17 protein-coding genes and 2 pseudogenes are annotated in these 20,505 nt (G+C 42.3%); 3 read left to right on the forward strand and 16 right to left on the reverse strand.

Going from position 1 to position 20,505, the window contains the following annotated elements; translation table 11 throughout:
• The first annotated feature begins 102 nt into the window (after positions 1 to 102).
• Positions 103 to 852 (forward strand): phytanoyl-CoA dioxygenase family protein, encoded by a 750-nt coding sequence (locus AC1DWN_RS12615; protein WP_477559249.1) that lies wholly within the window; start codon positions 103 to 105, stop codon positions 850 to 852.
• 110 nt (positions 853 to 962) lie between these two features.
• Here the strand turns inward: AC1DWN_RS12615 and AC1DWN_RS12620 are convergent, their stop codons facing one another.
• The 10 genes and pseudogenes from AC1DWN_RS12620 to larC (AC1DWN_RS12665) form a co-directional block, all read right to left on the reverse strand.
• The gene (locus tag AC1DWN_RS12620; RefSeq protein ID WP_477559250.1) at positions 963 to 2,264 is read right to left on the reverse strand and encodes a pyrimidine-nucleoside phosphorylase; all 1,302 of its coding nucleotides are present in this window, start codon (positions 2,262 to 2,264) and stop codon (positions 963 to 965) included.
• Positions 2,261 to 2,980, reverse strand: coding sequence for a purine-nucleoside phosphorylase (gene deoD, locus AC1DWN_RS12625; RefSeq protein WP_477559251.1), 720 nt, complete (start codon positions 2,978 to 2,980; stop codon positions 2,261 to 2,263). Before deoD ends, AC1DWN_RS12620 begins: the two co-directional genes overlap by 4 nt.
• Before the next feature lie 24 nt (positions 2,981 to 3,004).
• Complete coding sequence (gene deoB / locus AC1DWN_RS12630; protein ID WP_477559252.1) at positions 3,005 to 4,186, reverse strand: phosphopentomutase; 1,182 nt, start codon at positions 4,184 to 4,186, stop codon at positions 3,005 to 3,007.
• Positions 4,187 to 4,219: 33 nt separating this feature from the next.
• Entirely contained in the window at positions 4,220 to 5,398 is a 1,179-nt protein-coding gene (locus tag AC1DWN_RS12635; protein WP_477559253.1) for a NupC/NupG family nucleoside CNT transporter, read from the reverse strand.
• Between the two features lie 155 nt (positions 5,399 to 5,553).
• Positions 5,554 to 6,222 carry a deoxyribose-phosphate aldolase gene (gene deoC / locus AC1DWN_RS12640; protein WP_477559263.1) on the reverse strand — a complete coding sequence of 223 codons (669 nt, stop codon included), beginning with the start codon at positions 6,220 to 6,222 and terminating at the stop codon, positions 5,554 to 5,556.
• Between the two features lie 158 nt (positions 6,223 to 6,380).
• Complete coding sequence (locus tag AC1DWN_RS12645) at positions 6,381 to 7,316, reverse strand: sugar-binding transcriptional regulator (RefSeq protein ID WP_477559254.1); 936 nt, start codon at positions 7,314 to 7,316, stop codon at positions 6,381 to 6,383.
• Positions 7,317 to 7,339: 23 nt separating this feature from the next.
• A complete protein-coding gene (locus tag AC1DWN_RS12650) occupies positions 7,340 to 8,524 on the reverse strand; it encodes a carboxylate--amine ligase (protein ID WP_477559255.1) in 1,185 nt (394 codons plus the stop codon).
• 255 nt (positions 8,525 to 8,779) lie between these two features.
• Positions 8,780 to 10,045, reverse strand: a complete 1,266-nt coding sequence (locus AC1DWN_RS12655) for a glucuronate isomerase (RefSeq protein ID WP_477559256.1) — start codon at positions 10,043 to 10,045, stop codon at positions 8,780 to 8,782.
• Positions 10,046 to 10,064: 19 nt separating this feature from the next.
• Positions 10,065 to 11,176: pseudogene (locus tag AC1DWN_RS12660) on the reverse strand (NADP(+)-dependent, decarboxylating phosphogluconate dehydrogenase).
• Between the two features lie 568 nt (positions 11,177 to 11,744).
• Entirely contained in the window at positions 11,745 to 12,704 is a 960-nt protein-coding gene (larC, locus tag AC1DWN_RS12665; RefSeq protein ID WP_477559264.1) for a nickel pincer cofactor biosynthesis protein LarC, read from the reverse strand.
• 14 nt (positions 12,705 to 12,718) lie between these two features.
• Here larC (AC1DWN_RS12665) and AC1DWN_RS12670 point away from each other — a divergent pair, with 14 nt between their 5' ends.
• Positions 12,719 to 13,252, forward strand: a complete 534-nt coding sequence (locus tag AC1DWN_RS12670; RefSeq protein WP_477559265.1) for a hypothetical protein — start codon at positions 12,719 to 12,721, stop codon at positions 13,250 to 13,252.
• Here AC1DWN_RS12670 and larC (AC1DWN_RS12675) read toward each other — a convergent pair.
• The 6 genes and pseudogenes from larC (AC1DWN_RS12675) to AC1DWN_RS12700 all read right to left on the reverse strand — a co-directional run.
• Positions 13,218 to 13,415 (reverse strand): annotated as a pseudogene (gene larC, locus AC1DWN_RS12675) (nickel insertion protein); the annotation flags it as partial. The gene AC1DWN_RS12670 and the pseudogene larC (AC1DWN_RS12675) overlap by 35 nt on opposite strands.
• 1 nt (position 13,416) lies before the next feature.
• Positions 13,417 to 14,091, reverse strand: coding sequence for a nickel pincer cofactor biosynthesis protein LarB (gene larB, locus AC1DWN_RS12680; protein ID WP_477559257.1), 675 nt, complete (start codon positions 14,089 to 14,091; stop codon positions 13,417 to 13,419).
• The gene (larE, locus tag AC1DWN_RS12685; RefSeq protein ID WP_477559258.1) at positions 14,088 to 14,903 is read right to left on the reverse strand and encodes an ATP-dependent sacrificial sulfur transferase LarE; all 816 of its coding nucleotides are present in this window, start codon (positions 14,901 to 14,903) and stop codon (positions 14,088 to 14,090) included. The genes larB and larE overlap by 4 nt, the downstream gene beginning before the upstream one ends.
• Before the next feature lie 667 nt (positions 14,904 to 15,570).
• Positions 15,571 to 17,091, reverse strand: coding sequence for a gluconokinase (locus AC1DWN_RS12690; protein ID WP_477559259.1), 1,521 nt, complete (start codon positions 17,089 to 17,091; stop codon positions 15,571 to 15,573).
• Positions 17,088 to 18,365, reverse strand: coding sequence for a nickel pincer cofactor-dependent isomerase, group 22 (locus AC1DWN_RS12695; protein WP_477559260.1), 1,278 nt, complete (start codon positions 18,363 to 18,365; stop codon positions 17,088 to 17,090). The genes AC1DWN_RS12690 and AC1DWN_RS12695 overlap by 4 nt, the downstream gene beginning before the upstream one ends.
• A complete protein-coding gene (locus AC1DWN_RS12700) occupies positions 18,362 to 19,123 on the reverse strand; it encodes an SDR family oxidoreductase (protein ID WP_477559261.1) in 762 nt (253 codons plus the stop codon). The genes AC1DWN_RS12695 and AC1DWN_RS12700 overlap by 4 nt, the downstream gene beginning before the upstream one ends.
• Positions 19,124 to 19,292: 169 nt before the next feature.
• Here AC1DWN_RS12700 and AC1DWN_RS12705 point away from each other — a divergent pair, with 169 nt between their 5' ends.
• Positions 19,293 to 20,288 carry a LacI family DNA-binding transcriptional regulator gene (locus AC1DWN_RS12705; protein WP_477559262.1) on the forward strand — a complete coding sequence of 332 codons (996 nt, stop codon included), beginning with the start codon at positions 19,293 to 19,295 and terminating at the stop codon, positions 20,286 to 20,288.
• The last annotated feature ends 217 nt before the right edge of the window (positions 20,289 to 20,505 follow it).

Consider the following 20,505-nt stretch of genomic DNA (forward strand, 5'->3'; position numbering starts at 1 on the left):
TCATAGCTATTGTTGAAAAGGAACGTGCATAGTAACGTAAAACATAATAACGCATCATAACAGCTTCAATTACACTCGTATAATGAAGAGGGGATAATAATTATGATTAATGTGCAAAGTGATCTTTTAACACCATTATCTGATGAGCAACTCGAACAGTACAAACGAGATGGTTATGTTATTGTAAAAAAAGGCTGTAGTAGCGATTTGGTCGATGTGTTTAACCGACACATTTATGAAATTCGTTCGGCACCGCTAGATGAAACCCTTGAATGGGCACGGACTACCGAGAAAGCACGTTTTTCGACTCGACTGTTCAGTGCCCATCAGCATGATGGTTTATCCCGTCAGATAATGAAACTGCCTATCATTCGGGGTGCGTTGACTCAGCTTATGGGGGGGGAAGCAGTTTGCGTGCAAAGTATGTTTTTCTTTAAAGAGCCGGGCTCACACGGACAGGCATCGCATCAGGATTATTACTATATCAAGAACGATCCTTTGACTATGGTTGCAGCTTGGATTGCGATGGAAGAGCATGTAGATGAAGAAAATGGCTGTCTTTGGGTTATTCCAGGTTCACATAAGCTAGGTCTCCTGCCGCACGGTGCGGTGAAAGATCTGAATGAGCATGAATCGACTACGCACGAAACGGAAGGTATTGACTTAAATGAACAGATTCCAGTCATTATGGAAAAAGGGGATATTTTATTTTTTCATGAACTCTTAATTCATTCCTCTGGCCGGAACCGCAGTAAGGACCGCTGGCGCCGTTCGTATGTGTGTCACTACATTCAAGAGGATTCGGCTGTTACTCTTCGTGCGGATTTACGAGAAAAATATACGTTGATCTAACATACAAAAATGATATTCAGATGAAACGTAAACCCTTTGGCCTAATGCGGCCAAAGGGTTTTTTGACTATTTAAAGCAAGAAATGCTTTAGTGTTATTTGGTTGTCTTCCTTACTCCATCACAAGGCCATAAATAAGCACGGGTGGTTCCGCATGATCGCTTACGCGAATATTTTCATAAATTTTTGCAATAATATCTTGTACATTTTGTCTATTGGAATGAATCGTAACTAAAGATTCACCCGCTTTGACTGATTCGCCAACTTTTTTATTAAGCATAAGACCAACAGCAAGGTCGATTACTGAATCCTTAGTTGCTCTGCCTGCACCTAACAGCATTGCAGCCGTACCGATTTCATCAGCAACGATTTCTGCAACAACTCCATCTTCCTTTGCAGGTACTTCGATTAAATAGGCTGCTTGCGGTAATTTTTCCGGATGATCCACTACAGAGGGATCCCCGCCTTGGTTAGCAATAAATTGTTTGAATTTCTCCAATGCTTTCCCATTGCGAATAACTTCCTTAAGCATTTCCTCAGCTTCTTCAAGCGAGCTTGCTTTATCCGCTAAATAAACCATTTGCCGTCCCAGTGCAAGACAAAGCTCTTCTAAGTCCTTGGGCCCTTTCCCTTGCAGCGTATCTATAGCTTCTTTGACTTCCAGTGCGTTACCAATGGCAAAACCAAGAGGTTGGCTCATGTCTGAAATGACTGCCATCGTCTTACGACCGACATTGTTCCCGATACTAACCATAGCATGCGCAAGTTCCTTCGCATCCTCCACGGTTTTCATAAACGCCCCAGCACCTGTTTTCACGTCTAATACAATCGCATCAGAGCCTGCAGCAATTTTCTTACTCATAATCGAGCTGGCGATAAGAGGGATGGAATCTACTGTTGCGGTAACGTCACGCAGCGCATACAATTTTTTATCAGCTGGCGTTAGATTTCCTGACTGGCCGATTACAGCAATCTTATCCTTATTCACCAAATTTACGAATTCATCTTTACCAATCTCTACGTGGAATCCAGCTATTGCTTCTAACTTATCGATTGTACCGCCTGTATGGCCCAGTCCGCGGCCTGACATCTTCGCTACCGGAATATCCAATGCAGCAACAAGAGGCGCCAAGACAAGTGTCGTAGTATCGCCTACCCCACCTGTGGAATGTTTATCTACTTTAATTCCTTCAATCGCGGATAGATCAATGGTATCGCCTGAATTAACAATAGCCATCGTCAAATCTGCTCGTTCTCTCTCCGTCATATCTTGAAAGAATACGGCCATTGCCCAAGCACTAATTTGATAATCTGGGATTTCATCCTTCGTATAGCCTTCTATAATGAAATTAATTTCTTCGGTCGTCAGTTCTTCTCCGTCACGCTTTTTCTCAATTAGATCAACCATTCTCATGATAGTGCCTCCTCGCTAGTTACAGTTTCAAGTGCAACCTCCATCATATCGTTGAAGGTTGTTTGTCTCTCTTCTGATGTCGTTTCCTCGCCCGTCAATAAATGGTCGCTCACCGTTAGAATCGTTAAAGCATTAACGCCATATTTAGCAGCTAATGTGTAGAGAGCCGTTGTTTCCATTTCCACTCCTAATACACCATGCTCCATCAGCTTTTGTACGACTGATTTGTCGTCGCGATAGAACGTATCAGATGTAAACACATTACCCACATGCAGCTTCAAGCCCTTTGCCACACCACGCTCATAAGCTGCTTTTAACAGCTTGAAGCTAGCAATAGGTGAAAAGTCATAATTAGCAAAGACATGACGGTTGAYACTGGAGTCGGTACAAACAGCTTGTGCTAAAATAACTTCACGAACATGCACGTTCTCCTGCATAGCGCCGCAAGTACCTACACGAATTAGGTTTTTCACGCCATATTCATTAATAAGCTCGTTCACATAAATACTGATTGATGGAATGCCCATACCTGTTCCTTGCACAGATATTCGCTTCCCTTTGTAGGTACCGGTAAAGCCTAACATGCCTCGTACCTGATTGTAGCAAATGACATCTTCCAGATACGTTTCCGCAATAAATTTGGCTCGAAGTGGATCACCCGGCAACAAAATAGTGTCGGCAATTTCACCTTGTTTTGCTTCAATATGAACGCTCATCGTATCTCTCCTTCTACTCCGTTATTATTTCAGCTCCGACAAAAAGCTAGTACCATACTGTGGCATTTTAACGCCAAAATTGTCTGCAATCGTTGCTCCAATATCCGCAAAAGTTCCCCGTAAAGGTAGCTCTTTACCGCCTTGTTTGAAGCGCGGTGAATAAACAAGCAGCGGCACATATTCACGGGTATGGTCTGTTCCTTTGTAGGTTGGATCATTGCCATGATCTGCAGTAATAATTAGAAGATCATTATCAGTCATTTTGGCGAGCACTTCTGGTAAACGAGTGTCATAGTCCTCTAAAGCTTGTCCGTATCCCTTAGGGTCACGACGATGTCCATATAACGCATCGAAATCTACTAAGTTAATAAAGCTTAAACCGTTGAATGAATCATCAAACACGGCTGTAAATTTATCCATACCATCTGAATTCGAGTTCGTTCGAATCGCTTTCGTTACACCTTCACCATCGTAGATATCTGATATTTTCCCTAATGCGATAACATCAAAGCCCGCATCCTTTAATTCATTCATAACCGTAGGACCGAATGGCTTCAACGCATAATCATGGCGGTTGGAAGTCCGCTCAAAATGACCAGGTTCTCCGATAAAGGGACGTGCGATTATTCTACCCAGCATGTAGGGATCTTCTAACGTTATTTCGCGGCAGTATTCACAAATTTCATATAGTTCCTTTAAAGGGACAACATCTTCATGAGCAGCAATTTGAAGCACGGAATCGGAAGAAGTATAAACAATTAACGCACCTGTTTTCACATGCTCTTCCCCAAGCTCTATAATAATCTCCGTGCCGCTCGCTGGCTTATTTCCGATTACTTTCCGGCCGGTTTTCGCTTCAATCTGAGCAATTAATTCATCAGGAAAACCATCCTCGAACACGCGGAAGGGGGTATCGATATAAAGACCCATGATCTCCCAATGGCCAGTCATCGTATCTTTACCGCTGGAGGTTTCCTGCATCTTTGTGTAGTAAGCAAGCGGTTGTTCCGCTGCTCTCACTCCTTCAATTTCTTTTATATTTGACAATCCAAGCTTGGCCATATTCGGCATATCAAGGCCGCCTAATTCACGGGCAATATGTCCGATCGTATCAACGTCGAAATCCCCAAATTCAGCTGCGTCCGGCGCTTCTCCAATACCTACTGAGTCCATAACAATAAGGTGTATCCGCTCAAATGACTTCATTTTGTTTAATCTCTCCCTTTCGCATGGCTAGCTCTACAAAAATATGCCGGCTATTGTGGCAGACAAGACGCTAACCAAGGTTGCTCCATACAGTAATTTCAGACCAAATCGCGCAACAACATTCCCTTGCTTTTCATGCAGTCCTTTAACAGCACCGGATATGATACCGATTGAAGAAAAGTTCGCGAACGAGACAAGGAACACCGAAACAATCCCAATTGTTCTTGCAGATAATTCCGTATGTTTAACTAATTCTAGCATAGCCACAAATTCATTGGAAACCAACTTAGTTGCCATTATGCTTCCGGCTTCAACCGCTTCACGCCATGGAACGCCCATTACAAATGCAAATGGTGCGAACACATATCCAAGCAGCTGCTGGAATGAAATACCGAATATTCCGCTAAAGATCCCATTAATCAATGCAATTAATGCTACAAAACCAATCAACATTGCCGCTACGATAATGGCGACTTTGAAGCCATCCATTATATACTCGCCCAGCATTTCGAAGAAGGATTGTTTTTCATCCTCCTGTACGGTCAAAATATCCTCTTCTTTGGAAACGGTGTAAGGATTGAGAATCGAAACGATAACGAAACCTCCGAACAGATTAAGCACAAGCGCCGTTACAACATATTTCGGATCAATAATTTGCATATAAGATCCGATAATCGACATAGACACCGTAGACATTGCCGAGGCGCATAAAGTATATAGRCGCTGCTGCGGCAGCAAGCCAATTTGTTTTTTTACAGAAATGAATACTTCAGATTGACCTAGTATCGCTGAAGCTACCGCGTTATAAGACTCCAGTTTTCCCATTCCGTTTACTTTACTCAAAGCCAGTCCAATATATTTAATGATGAACGGCATGATTTTAACGTACTGTAAAATACCAATAAGCGCTGAAATAACGACAATCGGCAGTAATACGGATATAAAGAATGAAAATTGTCCTTCATTTAGAAGGCCGCCAAAAACAAAGTTAATTCCTTCACCTGCATAGGTCAGTAACTTTCCAAACATTTCAGAAAAACCTTCAATTAGGAAAGCTCCTGCGACCGTATTTAATAAAGCAAAAGCTAAAATGAACTGCAGAACGATCATGATGATCAAAGRACGATAGCGAATCTTTCTTTTATTGTTGCTGGCAACGTAAGAAAGGCCAAAAACAATAAGCAAGCCCAATATAGCAATTAAATATTTCATTGTTTGTCCTCCTAGTTATTCATGATGTCATGATCTATCGGATTATCATAGAGCGCTTACAATAAAGCTATTTTAAGAGGCTGCTTCTCCTTAGTTCTTCTTAAGGTATTACATTGCTGCTCCAAGAAGGAACAGCAATGCGGTCAACTATATCCTTAATAGGAAGAGTTCGATTCTTGACCTTCCATAATCTTGACGCCTGAGCTGGCGCCAATTCTAGATGCGCCTGCAGAAATCATGCTGTTCATATCTTGAAGATTCCGAATACCTCCAGATGCTTTAACCCCTAACTTATCTCCAACCGTTTTACGCATAAGTGCTATATCCTCTGCGGTCGCTCCACCCGTTGAGAAACCGGTTGACGTTTTCACAAAGTCTGCACCAGCCTTAGCCGATAACTGACATGCAACCACTTTCTCTTCGTCTGTTAATAAACAAGCCTCAATAATTACCTTAACAAGTGCTTTCCCCGCTGACGCCTGAACAACTGCTAGAATATCGTTCTCGACGAGCTGGTGATCGCCATCTTTCAGAGCACCAATGTTAATAACCATATCAACCTCTGTTGCTCCGTTTAAAATGGCATTTTGGGCTTCAAAGGCTTTCGTATCACTTGTAGAAGCTCCAAGTGGAAATCCGATTACGGTACAAACCTTAACTTTGCTTCCAGCTAAACGTTCAGCTGCGTATGCCACCCAGGTTGGATTTACACAAACCGAACAAAATTCATATTTTAAAGCTTCATCTGTTATCTTTGTAATCTCAGCTTTTGTTGCATCTGCTCGCAAAAGCGTATGGTCGATCATATTGGACAAATTTATCATGTTCATTTCATCCTCCTCCTATACGACTCATCAAGTTCATGCTTATAATAACACGCGCGTGAACATATGTAAAACATCATTTGAAATTATGTTCATATATATATTATTTCCTATTCTAAAAAAAAAATTCTGCTGTATAAGCTACAGCAGAATTGGACTTATGTTAACAATGCTAACGCGGTATACTGGTCCGTAATTAAAATATTTGCGTATTTACCAACGAGCGCAGCTTGGATGGCCTCAAGTTTACGTTGGCCACCGGCAACAAGAATAGACTTTTCCTTTTTCCGTAATTCAGCAAGATCCAGTCCTACGGTACGATTATTAATTTCTTCACTGCAAATATTTCCCTCTGCATCGAAAAATCGTGAACAAATATCTCCTGCTCCCGTTCGCTGCAGAAGCTCTTGCTCCTCTTCATTAAAGTAACCTAAACGGAACAGCAGCGCATCTTCCTTCACTGTCCCAACCGTGAATACTGCGATATTGGCTTGTTTCCCCATCTCAATAATTCGTCCGATGTGACGATCCTCTTCAACCACTTGCTTAACCTCGATGCGATCAAAAATAACGGGCAGCGGCAAATGCCTCGCGACTGTCTGAAATGCATTAGCGAATAAATTAACGATTTCCGCAGCATAAGTACTCACTTGAGAGTGGCTAACTCCCCCTTTCAATTGTACAACCTCCACTCCTTTTACTGATTTTGGTTGTAATTGAAGGGCTACCGCATGCATGGTTGTCCCCCATGTAACACCGATAATATCTCCATCCATGACCGTATCGTTAAGAAATTGTGCTGCTTCTTTGCTAATATATTTTTTGATTTCTTCATGCTCATTACGCGGTGTAGCACAGAGCTGGACCGTTTCTAGCTTGTACTTCTTCTTCAGTTCATTTGCTAAGATATCTAAGTCCTCGCGGGGATCCTTTATTTCAATCTTTACATAGCCCTGCTCTTTCGCATATTGAAGCAATCTAGATACGGTTGGCCTCGACATTCCTAACTGTGAGGAAATCTGCTGCTGACTAAAATCAGCTTGGTAATACAACCTTGCCGCTTCAATACTTAAGCGCTGCTTTTCATTATCCATTTATTCAACCCACTTATTTTTATTTAACTTATTAACTTCTTCTTCACTTTTTTTAGCATCATATAGAAGAAAGAAAAAGCTGGCGCAGGATCATTTATACTCCAAATTGCAGGTGCCTTCTTTTTAGCAAAAAGAGACTTTATTATCGTTATTCTGCTCAATTGCTTGGTTTTAATATATTGTCTTGCTGCAAGCATGTCCTCAAACATATAGCTAAATACGATACCCGTATCATATTGAATAGCATGCCTGCCAATCTCTTTTCCCGTAAGCTCGTTATAGGCCAAAATAGGAAAGTTTATTCCACATTTCTCAAGTAAAATATTTAGAGTGGTTGTTCTAGCGTTCACTTCTATTAAATAAAACTTACCCGTCTTCTCGTCTTTCTTAAACTCAATTTCAGCAAAGCCCTTATAACCAATGGATTCTAGAAAAGGAGCTCCTATATTATACAGCTCCTGTACGTACTTCTGCCTTGTATAGGTAGATGCTCCAAAATTAATTGGATACTGTCTCAGCTTCTGGCAGGTTATCCAGTGAGTAACCTTAGAATTTTGGTCCAGATAGGCATCAAAAGTATACATATGATCATCAAAGCCGGGTATAATTCTTTGAATGATTACCTGTAGATTTTCTTTGTCCGCCTTCTCAATTGCTAGCTTTAATTCATCTAGATGATAACATTTGAACATTTTCACCCTAAATATTTTTACAAAGGTTGGAGAGTCTGTAGGCTTCACTATGCATGGAAAACCAATTTGAGTGAGGACCTTTTCATCAAATCTCTCATCCGATGGAATTAAAGTTTCTGGCACCCTTACATCGTGCTTCGATGCCAACTTATGAAGAAATTCCTTGTCCATCATGTTGCTCCAGAATCCTTGTTCCGTCATATTAAGCAAGTAGTATTCTCTAAGCTCGTCCAGATGAGCATCGATGAACTCTACATAAGGGTCCCCACAGGGAAACAACACAGGCTTCTCTTCCTGTTTCTTCGCGTAGTCAATTAAAAAGTTCAAAAGCTCCTCTTTATTGTGCTTGTAATGGGGAACGATGATATGCTCTTTTAAATATTTTGATTTAGAGGCATAGGCATTTTCTCTGGAATAATCCATAGCCACTGTATGAATATGATTTGCACCGAGGCATCTTATTACACTTAAACCTATAAAGTAATTGGAACCGAGAATTACTGCCTTATTATTCATAAAACGACTCCCTCGACCGCTTTGAAAAAACTATTTTTGTTCAAACGACAAACTCTTCCATTAATAATAACTCAATGTCGCCATTTGAAGAAATAATAATTTGATACCAAGCGTAAACGGCTGTCGCCGTCATCTTCGGCAAAATCATTCGTTTCGCGGAGATATATAAGCACATTTATAAGTGATAACTTATAAATTCTTATATACAAAAAAAGCACAGCCTACGGCTGCACCTTTTTGGTATGAAATTATTATTTAATATTGCTCTTTCCCTAGGAAGCGCCAGAAATTACGATTTAGCATATCGTCTAAATCTCTCTTAATATCTTCTTCTGTAACCTGCCAACCACTTAGAAGCAACTTCTCGTATTTGTCAGCGAGCACGTTGCCAATAATTTTTCTGGAATGCTCCCATTTGTAAATCAACTGCTCGAAGACGCGACAGTCGGAGTGCTGTGGGATCATCGAAGTACCTAGAAGCTCTATACGGAAACGAGTCATTTCTTCAACTATAGATTCGATGTGCAAAAACCACCAACAGCCGAAAATCATCAAATTACGGAACTTACGAGCGAGAACAGTCAACTCATGCTGGTTTTCTCTCGCCAACATCGTTATTAGAAATTTCTGGTCCGGATAACGACGGCATAATGCTTCAACTGACGAAACATCTGACAGCATACTCATATCGCCTGCCAAGCCTAATCCAGGATTCACTCTTCTGCGAACACCGATCATAAGTGCAAATGGAATGTTTTGCTCCTGGCATACTGGAACCATAACATCATCAATCATCTTGCTTCGATGATCTTCTGCCGGATACTTAAAGTCTCCAGGCATTGAAACGGCAAGGTAAAGGGCATCCATACGAACGATCCACTCCGTCAGAAAACGGCGTGTTTCCTCTTGCGTTCGTTCAGTCCACTCCGCTTGTACATCAAAGCCAAGACTTTGTAGCTCTTTTACAGCATGAGGCCAGTCATTCAGTAACGTATCTACCCGAAGCGCTGCATAAAAACGAGGATCTGATTTTCCGTTTCCTGACAGCCACACTGGACGCTCAATAGGATCAAATGGGTCGTTTGTCATAACTATTTTATCAATACCTGCAATTTGCATGACTGTATCGACTTGTTCTTGTACGGTGCGTTTCGCCAATTCCTTACGATAATCATCAAGATTACGTGAGGATACATCCAGTCCAAGACGCTTAAGTATTGTAATAAAACCACTTGTTGCCTCGCTTACAGGAGAATGATCAATAAATAATGCTTTCCAAATCCAATCTGCTTGTTCACGCTTAGACATCGACCAGAAATGATCATATTCTTCTACTGACCATCTGAATGATTCTGAAATCAAATAATGATAGGTTAATAGCTCATCAATACCCCACAATAGCAATTCACCAAATTCAGGAGCATATAGATGGGTGTGCATATCAGTAACAGGCATGCTGAGAGCCAAGCGTTCAACTGTTGGTCTAAGATCAGTTAAGTTAATGTCCATTTGAGTTTTCATTATCATTTCTCCTTTATATTTAGTTGCTCCATTGAAAGTGAAAGCTGCCTTCTTTGTCAACACGCTCAAAAGTATGGGCACCGAAATAATCACGCTGTGCTTGAAGCAAATTAGCAGGGAGATATTCTGTACGATAAGCATCAAAATAAGATAGAGCGGATGCGAATGCTGGGATAGTAACACCATTAAGAGTTGCAGCTGCAACAACTTCACGCCATGCTTGTTGATATTCATTGACTATATTTCTGAAATAATCATCTAAAAGCAGGTTAGTCAATCCCGCATACTTCTCAAAAGCGTCCTTGATGTTATCTAGAAATTGAGCTCGGATAATACATCCTCCGCGGAATAACATCGCGATGTTTCCGCAATTCAATCCCCATCCATACGTATCTGAAGCCATTTTCAATTGAGCAAACCTTTGTGCGTAGGAGCATATTATTAAGTAGCTGTTAAGCTCACCTTCATTCCATTTTTTGAAAATGTGGTGAAGCTCCTCCGGCTCTTCCCCTATGACTTCCTTCAGTAGATGGTAAGCCTCGCAAATTATCTGCATATCGCCATATTCGATGCCGTTGTGAACCATTTTCACATAATGACCCGCACCATCTGGTCCGATATACGAACAGCAAGGATCTCCATCGACTTTAGCAGAAATGACCGTCAAATAAAGCTCGACATGCGCATAAGCCTCTTTGGTTCCACCCGACATGATCGCGGGTCCTTCTAAAGCACCCTGCTCACCACCCGAAACGCCTGATCCGATAAAATGAATGCCTTGCGGTTCAAGCTCCTTCGTTCTCCGCTGTGTATCTACGAAGTAAGAGTCTCCTCCATCAATCAAAATATCGCCTTTTTCAAGCAGCGGGACAAGCTGTGCGATTGTATCGTCAGTAGCAGCTCCAGCTTTGACCATGATCAAAATTTTTCTTGGCAGTTCAAGTGAAGCAACAAAGTCCGCTAACGTTTCGTACCCGAATAACTTTATGCCAGCAGCCTCAATTACCAGTTCTTTGTTTTTTCAAATGACCGGTTAAAAACAGCAACCTCAAAACCGCGGCTTTCCAAATTCAATGCAAGATTTTTTCCCATTTCAGCAAGGCTAATGACACCGATCTGTTGCTTATTCATGTAATGTCTCTCCCTTATGATTAATAGGTTATTAATCTCTCAACTCAAATAACAACGTTGTTAAAAATGTCCAAAAAGACTGCCTCGCTTTGATGCATTAGGCTTTTTGATCACTAGGATCGTCGTGCTCGTTTGGTTCGTTTGGTTCGTTTGGTTCGTTTGGTTCGTTACTTTAATTTTGTTCATTTGGATTGTCAAGTTCATCGTGTTTGTTTAGTTTGTCTAGTTCGTCATGTACGTTTGATTCGTTTGGTTTGCTTGGTTTGCTTGGTTTGCTTGGTTCGTTTGGTTTGCTTGGTTTGGTTTGGTTTGCTTGGTTTGCTTGGTTTGCTTGATTCGTCGTGTTCGTTTAGCTAGCTTAGTTTCAATTATTACAACTAAACTAACCAAACGAAGAATGATAAACGATTTAGTGTCATTAAATGAACCTAATGTGTTGGTAACTCGATTTAAGAGCCCTATCCTGCTGATTATTTGCAAATTCTGAAACTAATTCAGCTCAATTCCCAAGATGACTACCATTAGTTTCAGAATTTGAACGTATTTGGCTTTAAACAAAAAATTAACTCTAGTCAGTAAGACGTTTATATACTTCACGATAAACAGCCTCAAGTGGGACACCGAATTTACGTGCAGCCTGTGCCGCATCTTCAAATTCTGGTGATTGGCGAATGATTCTTTTACCATCAATAGCTTGTTTCACATTAATTGATCCGTAAGCTGTTTCTACCTGAATCCATTGCCGTTCAAGCGCTCTACGCTGCCAATTACTTCGACGAACACCAAAGGTTGACGTTTCCGTTAGCAACGTTTCCTCACAATAATCGCTTTTAGCAGGGTGGCACAAAACGGTTAAGAGTACACCTGGACGATTTTTTTTCATATAAACCGGGGTGTGGTAGACATCTAGCGCACCTGCTTCGAACAGCTTCTCCATCGCATAGCCGAGTGTCTCACCTGTTGAATCGTCTACTTGCGCCTCTAATACAACAATCGTCTCTTGTTGCTTGTTAGTTTGCTCTTGCTGAAAAAGAACGGCTCTTATTACATTCGGATGATCAAAATTTTTGGTTCCGGCGCCATATCCAATTCGATCAATTGTCCCTGCAGGCAATGTGCCAAAGCCAGTAGCAAGCGCCTTTACTATTCCTGCACCGGTTGGCGTAGTTAGCTCACCTTGTGCTGTAAATGAAGACAACGGAACTCCACGAAGCAGCTCTGCTGTCGCAGGAGCAGGAATCGGATATAATCCATGCGCCATACGAAGCCTGCCTGTTCCTGTTGGAACGGGTGAGACAATAATTTGTCCGACTCGAAGACTTTCAAGAGCTAAACAAACTCCAATTACATCTAAAATGGAATCCATCGCTCCAACTTCGTGAAAATGAACATCAGCCGGATCCATACCATGGATTTTCCCTTCCGCCATTGCAATCAAATGAAAGATTGCCAAGCTGCGTTCTTTGACACGATCCGGCAGACTTGAGATCTCGATCATATGTATAATGTCAGAAGCTTTTCTATGCACATGCGAGTGTTYACTTGTGCCATGTGTATGCCCGTCATGGTCATGACTATGACCATGGCTGTGATCATGACTATGGTCGTGACTGTTTTCATGACTATTATCATGACTGTGTTCATGACTATGTCCATGACTTTGATCATGGCTATGGTCATGACTATGTCCGTGACTGTGACCATGACTTTGATCGTGACTATGACCATGGCTGTGATCATGGCTGTGATCATGGCTATGTTCATGACTATGACCATGACTGTTTTCATGACTATGTCCGTGACTGTGACCATGGCTATGATCATGACTATGACCATGTCTGTGATCATGACTATGTTCATGACTATGATCATGACTATGATCATGACTATGATCATGACTATGATCATGACTATGATCATGACTATGATCATGACTATGATCATGACTATGTTCATGACTATGATCATGACTATGTCCGTGACTGTGGTCATGATAATGATCATGACTATGTCCGTGGCTGTGATCATGCGCCAGCACAACATGCTCAAAATTCAGCTTCAGCCATTTGGCTGTAATGCCTCTACGATCCACCTCTACAAATTCCATTGTAAATGGATCGATGGGAAGTTTAGCTAGATGACTAATAATATATTCTGGGTCTGCGCCTAAGTCTACCAGTGCGGAAAGAGCCATATCACCCGCTATGCCTGAAATACAATCTAAATAGATCGTCCTCATACTACGTGCCCTCCGCTACAAGTTGTAATATCATTGCTGCTTGAAACCCTGCCCCAAAGCCATTGTCGATGTTAACGACTGTAACACCAGCTGCACAAGAGGTCATCATAGCTAGAAGTGTTGTGATCCCTTGTAAATTGGCACCGTATCCCACAGATGTAGGTACAGCAATAACCGGTCTGCGCACAAGTCCACCGACTACACTGACCAAGGCGCCCTCCATGCCAGCGACACCAATTACTACAGAAGCTTCTCTGATCCGATCTTTCTGACTTAGCAGACGATCGATTCCAGCAACACCGACATCAAAGATGCGATCAACATCGCATCCCATCCATTCTGCGGTTCCTGCTGCTTCCTCTGCCACAGGAATATCCGATGTTCCTCCAGTCAATACAGCAATTTTCCCTGGTAACTTCCGCGTAGATTGACCTAAAGAAATGAGACGAGACGCTTCATCATAACGTGCTTCTGGATACCTTTTGGCAACTCGTTCCGCCATCTCGACTGTCGCCCGTGTGACTAGTGCTCTACCATGTACCTCTACCAGCCTAGAGAAAATCGTTTCAACCTGATCCGTTGTCTTCCCTAGTCCAAATACTACCTCTGGATGTCCAGTTCTTTCATCTCGGCCAACATCCAGTTTACAAAACCCTAGATCCTCAAACTCATTCATAGTGTTGAACCCCCGCGTTCAAGCACTTTATTCATGCTACCGCTGCGATAACCGGAAAGATCCATTGCTACATAAATATAGCCTAGCTCCTTCAATTTATCTGAAATACTAGAGGCTTGACTGATCAGTCGTTCCATATCTCCAGGCTCAACTTCGATTCTAGCGATATCACCGTGACTTCTTACTCTGACTTGCCCAAATCCTAGTGAACGAATATAACGCTCAGATTCTCCGACACGTCCTAGCTTCTCAATTGTGATCGTCTCGCCATACGCAATCCTTGACGAAAGACAAGCGAATGAAGGCTTATCCCAAGTTGGAAGGCCATGCTCACGAGAGAGATCACGAATCTCCTCTTTAAAAAGACCCGCTTCCTGCAAAGGTCCTCGAACACCTCGTTCTTTTGCCGCTTGAACCCCTGGTCTATGTTCATTCATGTCATCTGCTATAAGACCATATATGATATGCCGATAAGTCCCATCCTTCACGAACGGTTTCAAATGCTCGAATAAGCTTTTTTTGCAAAAATAACAACGGTTTGCATTATTCTCTTTATAACCAGGAATGCTTAATTCCGACGTTTCAATAACTTTATGAACTGCTCCGATACTTTTGGCAAGCTTAATAGCTTCTTCAAGCTCTTCAGTTGGGTACGTTTCTGAATCAGCCGTAACTGCCAAGACACGCTCGCTTCCAAGTGTCTTTAATGCAACATCAAGTAGAAAAGTGCTGTCCACACCACCAGAGAACGCAACAACAACGGATTCCATTTCTAATAAAATCGATTGCAGCTTACTATATTTATCATGCATTGAAATCCCTCCTTTCAGCTAAATAACTTCTCGGCGTTTACCGAGGAACAAAGTGGATATTAGTTTCCATTAAACATCCACATTGCCTTCCTCCTACTTTCAAAGGTGAACTATTTATTTCAGCCACATTCCCAAATGGAAGTACAAATTCGTGTACGTGCTGAAGTCCTTCATCTATTACTTAGCCGTGAATTGATGCTAAGGATTGAATTAATGTTAAGCAATGAATGGATATCAAAGAATGAATTTCTATGAAAGATTGAATTACTATTAAACAAGCGAGCCTTTTGGGATGATTTCCATCCTAATATGAGCATAATCTCAATAAGTATGAGGTTACTTCACTATTTAAAATATATCTGTTATTCGTTTATCGAATTAATGAGGTAAAACTCACTAGCGATGAAGTTATCCTCATGGGGAATGAAGTTTACCTCACAATACAGAACAATTCACCTTGTATTATTGTCATTAATGAGATTAGCCTCACTAAAGAGTGAGTATCACTCATTAACATTCTATATAACCAGAAGTAATTAAAGCAATTCAGCTGATGCCTGCTGCAGCTTCGTAATCTTCTTCATTATCTCAATAACCGCCTCAATAACCGCCTTACTAACAAATTCCCCGTCTTACCCCGCCCGTCCATTGACTTTAACTAGATCTCTTAAAGCAATTCAGCGTGTGCCAGCTGCAGCTTCGTCATTTCTCTCATTGGTTCTTTCAACCGATCATAAATTCTTAAATATAAAGGTAGCAATTCTTGATAACGTTTATGATTGGCTGCGTCTGGTTCATAAAGACTCCCCCCCACTTCTTTCCACCTAAGCAAAGGACCACTGCAGCCTTCCATTGCATAAATGCCAAGCTGTGYAGCCCCAAGACCAGAGCTCTCTACGGATTCGGGTACGCTTACAGTTACGCCCAGCATATCCGCCATCATCTGGCACCATATAGAAGAACGGGCAAAGCCTCCGGATGCCCTAACTTCCTTCGGGCTTCTTCCAGCTTCCTTCATTAAAGAGACAATAGCGGCAACTTGGAACAAAACACCCTCTAATGCTGCGCGAAGCATATCCGACTCATTATGAGCCAAAGTCAGTCCAAACATGACCCCTTTGGCTTGAGCATCCCAGAAAGGAGCTCGCTCTCCTGATAATAATGGTAGAAATAGAAGACCGTTCGAGCCGGCCGGTACAGCTGCAGCAAGTGGAATCACATCTTCTAATGCTTTCCCGGGAAATAAACGATCCGATATCCAGCTAGCGACGATAGCTCCATTGTTTGAAGGACCGCCTACTATCCAGTGATCTTCCGTCAATGCGTAGCAGAACAATCGCCCCTCTGGATCCAAGGTTGGCTGACTAACTGAGGTTCTAACAGCGCTGCTCGTGCCAATAGTCACAGCAACAACACCATCCTCAATCGCACCAATTCCAAGATTGGCCAAAACTCCGTCCTGTGCTCCAAGAATAAATGGCGTACCCGCATCAAGACCCATATACTCAGCAGCAGCTTGATTCAAACCATCAATTCGTTCAGTAGTCGGAACTAGCCGCGGCAGTTGTTCTTCTGTAATACCTGCTAGCTGCAATGCTTCGCTATCCCAACTTAACGATTCCAAGTTGAATAATCCAGTAGCGCTCGCAATGGAATAATCCATTACCATAATCCCGAATAGTTTATTCAAAATATATTCCTTAATACCGATAACATGCTTTGCCGCATAGAATAGATCCGGACGATTTTCTTTCATCCAAATCAGCTTCAATAGCGGTGACATAGGGTGGATTGGTGTACCTGTTCGCAAATATATCGATAACCCAGTACCATCCTTCAACAATCTCTCCGCTTGTTCAGCACTGCGTTGATCCGCCCACGTGATACTCGGTGTAAGCGGAAGCTCATTTTCATCTAGTAGAATCAAGCTGTGGTTAGCTGAGCTAAAAGTAACACACCAAATATCTTCAGCTTGCCACGCACCTTTCTTCATAAGATTGGCTATTCCATCTAATACAGCTGCGTATATAACATCCGGATCCTGCTCTGCGTAGCCAGGACTTGGAGTATGCAGCGGATAGGGTATGGAATGGGTGCCATGAATATTCCCTGATGGGTCAACAGCTAGCGTCTTCAAGCTTGTCGTTCCAATATCAACTGCTATTACAATCTTACTATTTATACTCATTTTGGTAAATATCCTTCCTCGTCGAACTTCCACTCGTATGGTCCTTCTAAAATTACGATACGCGGATTTCTTTTTGCTTCTTCAAGCAGCGCTTCTGAAATTTCAATCGTTCCGAGATGCAGTGTATCACGAATACGAATCAGTTTACACGTTGTATAATCCAAAATGTTGCAGGTTTTTATCGCTGCTTTAATAGCATCACGGTCATTCGCAAGTGTTGTTGCCTGCTTCGTAGGCGCACATACTGTCGATGTCAGTCCATTCGCATAGGTACTAGGCCAATCCGTCTTGCTAACCAAACGGCTAGTCGTGAAATCAGCAGTTCCAACTCCATTAGCATTCCCTTGAGACTCTGGTGTCAGATCGAGAACAACCATCTTATTAACCTCAGGTCCCCCATGTGCATAAGGCGTTGGGTATCTGCCCGTAATATTCGGATCGGCTCCATCTCCGCTAATGTTTTTACCGATATAATCAATAACAAGTACATCGAGTTCAGAGAATAGAATCTGCGGCAGTCTGCTCTTCGCCTCAACTAGCAGCTCTTTCTCTCTTTCCTCCATAATATCTGTTCCAAGAATCTCTATACGACAAATTTGGTCATATGCATTCTCGACTATAGCTACACCAAACTGGATCGGAAGCTTCTTTATCATAACTTTAGCCATAGCTGGCACGTTCTCAGCCATATATTTAAAGCCTAGCTGGTGACACGCCTCCGCGCCTTTCTGCTTGCCCAGTCCGATAGATATCATTTTAAACATACCACTTTCAATTGTCCCGCGGAAAGCAGTATGTGGCTTAATCCGATTAATGACGATAATAGCGTCTGCCTCTGTAGCCGCGATCTTGTCGCAATAAATCGGCAGGCCATTCGGAAGACGGTCTAGTTCAACAACCTCCATCGATGAACGAACCGGGCATCCCATCCGTGCCTCGTCGATACCGAGATGAGCAAGAACTTCGGTCTGACCTTCTGCTGTTGCCCCGCCATGACTGCCCATACAAGGCACAATGAAAGGCTCCGCACCCTTTCTCTTCAGCTCATCGATAAGTGTCTTTGTCAGTTCATCAATGCGAGAGATGCCACGGCTGCCCACGGCTACCGCTACCTTCTGCCCAGCAGTAATTCCAGTCATTGCGCTTGAAGCTTGTAGACCCTTGATCAAATCACCAATCGGATCCGCTAATATGGTGTCGTCAAACGACTGCCTAATCTTGACTAGCTTTGGTACAGGAATGTTTTCAACTAGTTTGGTTAGTATATCGCTCATATTGTCATTGCTCCAAATCCGCCATCTACTCTTACAAAAGTACCGGTTACAAACGAAGACGCTTTTTGTGATGCTAAGTAAACAACCGCTCCCTTAAGCTCATCGGGACTTCCGAAGCGGTCCATTGGGGTATGCTTCATAATCGATTCAACTCTATCCGGGGATAGAATTTTTTTATTTTGCTCAGCTGGGAAGAAGCCTGGAATAATCGCATTAACTCTTACTTTATCTGGAGCAAACTCACGAGCGAGAAACTGAGTTATACTATTAACTCCAGCTTTTGATGCCGAATACGTAAATACTTTGGATAAAGGTGGTGCAGATGATACCGAAGATATATTAATTATGGAACCGCCACTGCCTTGTTCAATCATCTGTTTACCAAAGACTTGACACGCAAGTACGACGCTTTTTAAGTTAACATCCATAATTCGGTCCCATTCATCCATTTCCAAGTCAAAAAACGGTGTCGTACTATTCGTTCCGGAAGCATTAATGAGCGTGTCTACTCGCCCACCCCATTGCAGCACTTGGTCCAATACGGATTTCAACTCATTTTTATTGGTAGCATCCGCCTGAAAAGAGATCGCTGTACCGCCATTCCCTACAATTTGCTCACATACCAATTTAGCTTTCTCCATGTCTCGACCAACGATAGCCACCTTTGAACCTGCTTCTGCAAGCGCAGCTGCCATCRCACTGCCGAGCACACCATTACCTCCGATAACAACTGATACTGTATCTTGTAAGTTAAACATCAGCAATCACTCCTCTACCAAATTAACAACGTTGTTATTTCAATGATATACGATTATAATTACAGTGTCCACTCAAAAATTGTGTCGCTTTCATTTATGAAATAAGTATATTATGATAAGACAATCGATTTACGCCATTACTCGCAAATGTTCCTTTCGGAGGGGAAATATGGTAACCATTAAAGATATCGCAGAGCGAGCAGGCGTCAGCTTTTCCACTGTCTCTAAGGCACTAAGAGATAGTCCGCTCGTACAAAATAAAACGAAACAACTTATCCTATCAATCGCTAAGGAAATGGGTTATCAACCCAATATTGCAGCCCGAAGTCTCGTCTCTAGAAAGAGCGGAGCTATCGGCATCGTATGGCCATCCATCGAGCGAGCCGCCCTTTCCTCCCTGCTTACAAAGCTCAACGAAGAACTTGAAAATTTCGGCTATGTTACTCTACTTTCTATAAGCAATACAGAATCAGCGATTGAAACATTTCGCCGCTACCAAGTGGATGCGATACTCGTCTTCGGCGACAGAGACAGTATTCCCAGTGATATGGACTTAAATCCTATGAAAATACCGATTCTCACCTATGGAGCAGCCAGCTACACGCCATTTTCCACAGTGGATGTAAACCGAGGACAAGCCATTCGTTTAGCTGTTCGTCATTTGGTTGAATTAGGCCATACCCATATCGCCTACATTGGAGAACCGAAGACACATGATCCGCTGCAAGCGGTGAAGATCGAAGCATTCCGTGAGGAAATTACTCGCCTTGGCCATCACTTTGAAAGTCATTCTATCCTTCAGATGAATGGTTTAGAGTTTCACGACGGTTATACTGCTGCTCGCAGCATGCTCGATCGACCAGTACGTCCGACTGCTGTCATCAGTGGCGGTATCGATTTGACGCGAGGTTTCATTAAAGCGATCAATGAGCAAGGGCTTACTGTTCCACATCATATGTCTGTCGTCAGTTATGACAATCTGCCTCAGATGGAGGACCTTGAGATTCCAATGACCATAGTTGGTGTTGCTATATCTTCGATAACAGCTGTTATTGCAAAAACGATTATTGAACTTATTGAATCCCCTGATTCTATCAAAATTGTTCACTTAGAACCGGAGCTTGTTATCCGTTCTTCCACCTTTCAGGCGCCTCATCACAAGTGAACTTAAACGGCTGTCGCCGACCGTGAGGCAAGAGGGGTCGTTAAGCAGTGAAAATAAGCTAAGTATAAGGATGAGACTTATGCTTTCCTATTATTCTAAAAAAAGAAAAGATAATTCTACGCATTATACGTAAAGAATCACCTTTCATTTTGATGAAATAGTATTTGAGAGTTAACAATAACAAACAGAAGGCAGCAATAAAGGTGTTACAAGTGAC

Source organism: Paenibacillus sp. P4_A7, assembly GCF_056402455.1.

What these genes read in the sequence shown, in the direction of transcription:
- AC1DWN_RS12695 (WP_477559260.1), bottom strand. Translation starts at nt 18,365, where the DNA reads ATGAGCGATATACTAACCAAACTAGTTGAAAACATTCCTGTACCAAAG.
- AC1DWN_RS12705 (WP_477559262.1), top strand. Translation starts at nt 19,293, where the DNA reads ATGGTAACCATTAAAGATATCGCAGAGCGAGCAGGCGTCAGCTTTTCC.
- deoB (WP_477559252.1), bottom strand. Translation starts at nt 4,186, where the DNA reads ATGAAGTCATTTGAGCGGATACACCTTATTGTTATGGACTCAGTAGGT.
- AC1DWN_RS12620 (WP_477559250.1), bottom strand. Translation starts at nt 2,264, where the DNA reads ATGAGAATGGTTGATCTAATTGAGAAAAAGCGTGACGGAGAAGAACTG.
- deoC (WP_477559263.1), bottom strand. Translation starts at nt 6,222, where the DNA reads ATGATAAATTTGTCCAATATGATCGACCATACGCTTTTGCGAGCAGAT.
- AC1DWN_RS12655 (WP_477559256.1), bottom strand. Translation starts at nt 10,045, where the DNA reads ATGAAAACTCAAATGGACATTAACTTAACTGATCTTAGACCAACAGTT.
- larB (WP_477559257.1), bottom strand. Translation starts at nt 14,091, where the DNA reads ATGAATGAGTTTGAGGATCTAGGGTTTTGTAAACTGGATGTTGGCCGA.
- AC1DWN_RS12650 (WP_477559255.1), bottom strand. Translation starts at nt 8,524, where the DNA reads ATGAATAATAAGGCAGTAATTCTCGGTTCCAATTACTTTATAGGTTTA.
- larE (WP_477559258.1), bottom strand. Translation starts at nt 14,903, where the DNA reads ATGCATGATAAATATAGTAAGCTGCAATCGATTTTATTAGAAATGGAA.
- AC1DWN_RS12615 (WP_477559249.1), top strand. Translation starts at nt 103, where the DNA reads ATGATTAATGTGCAAAGTGATCTTTTAACACCATTATCTGATGAGCAA.
- AC1DWN_RS12645 (WP_477559254.1), bottom strand. Translation starts at nt 7,316, where the DNA reads ATGGATAATGAAAAGCAGCGCTTAAGTATTGAAGCGGCAAGGTTGTAT.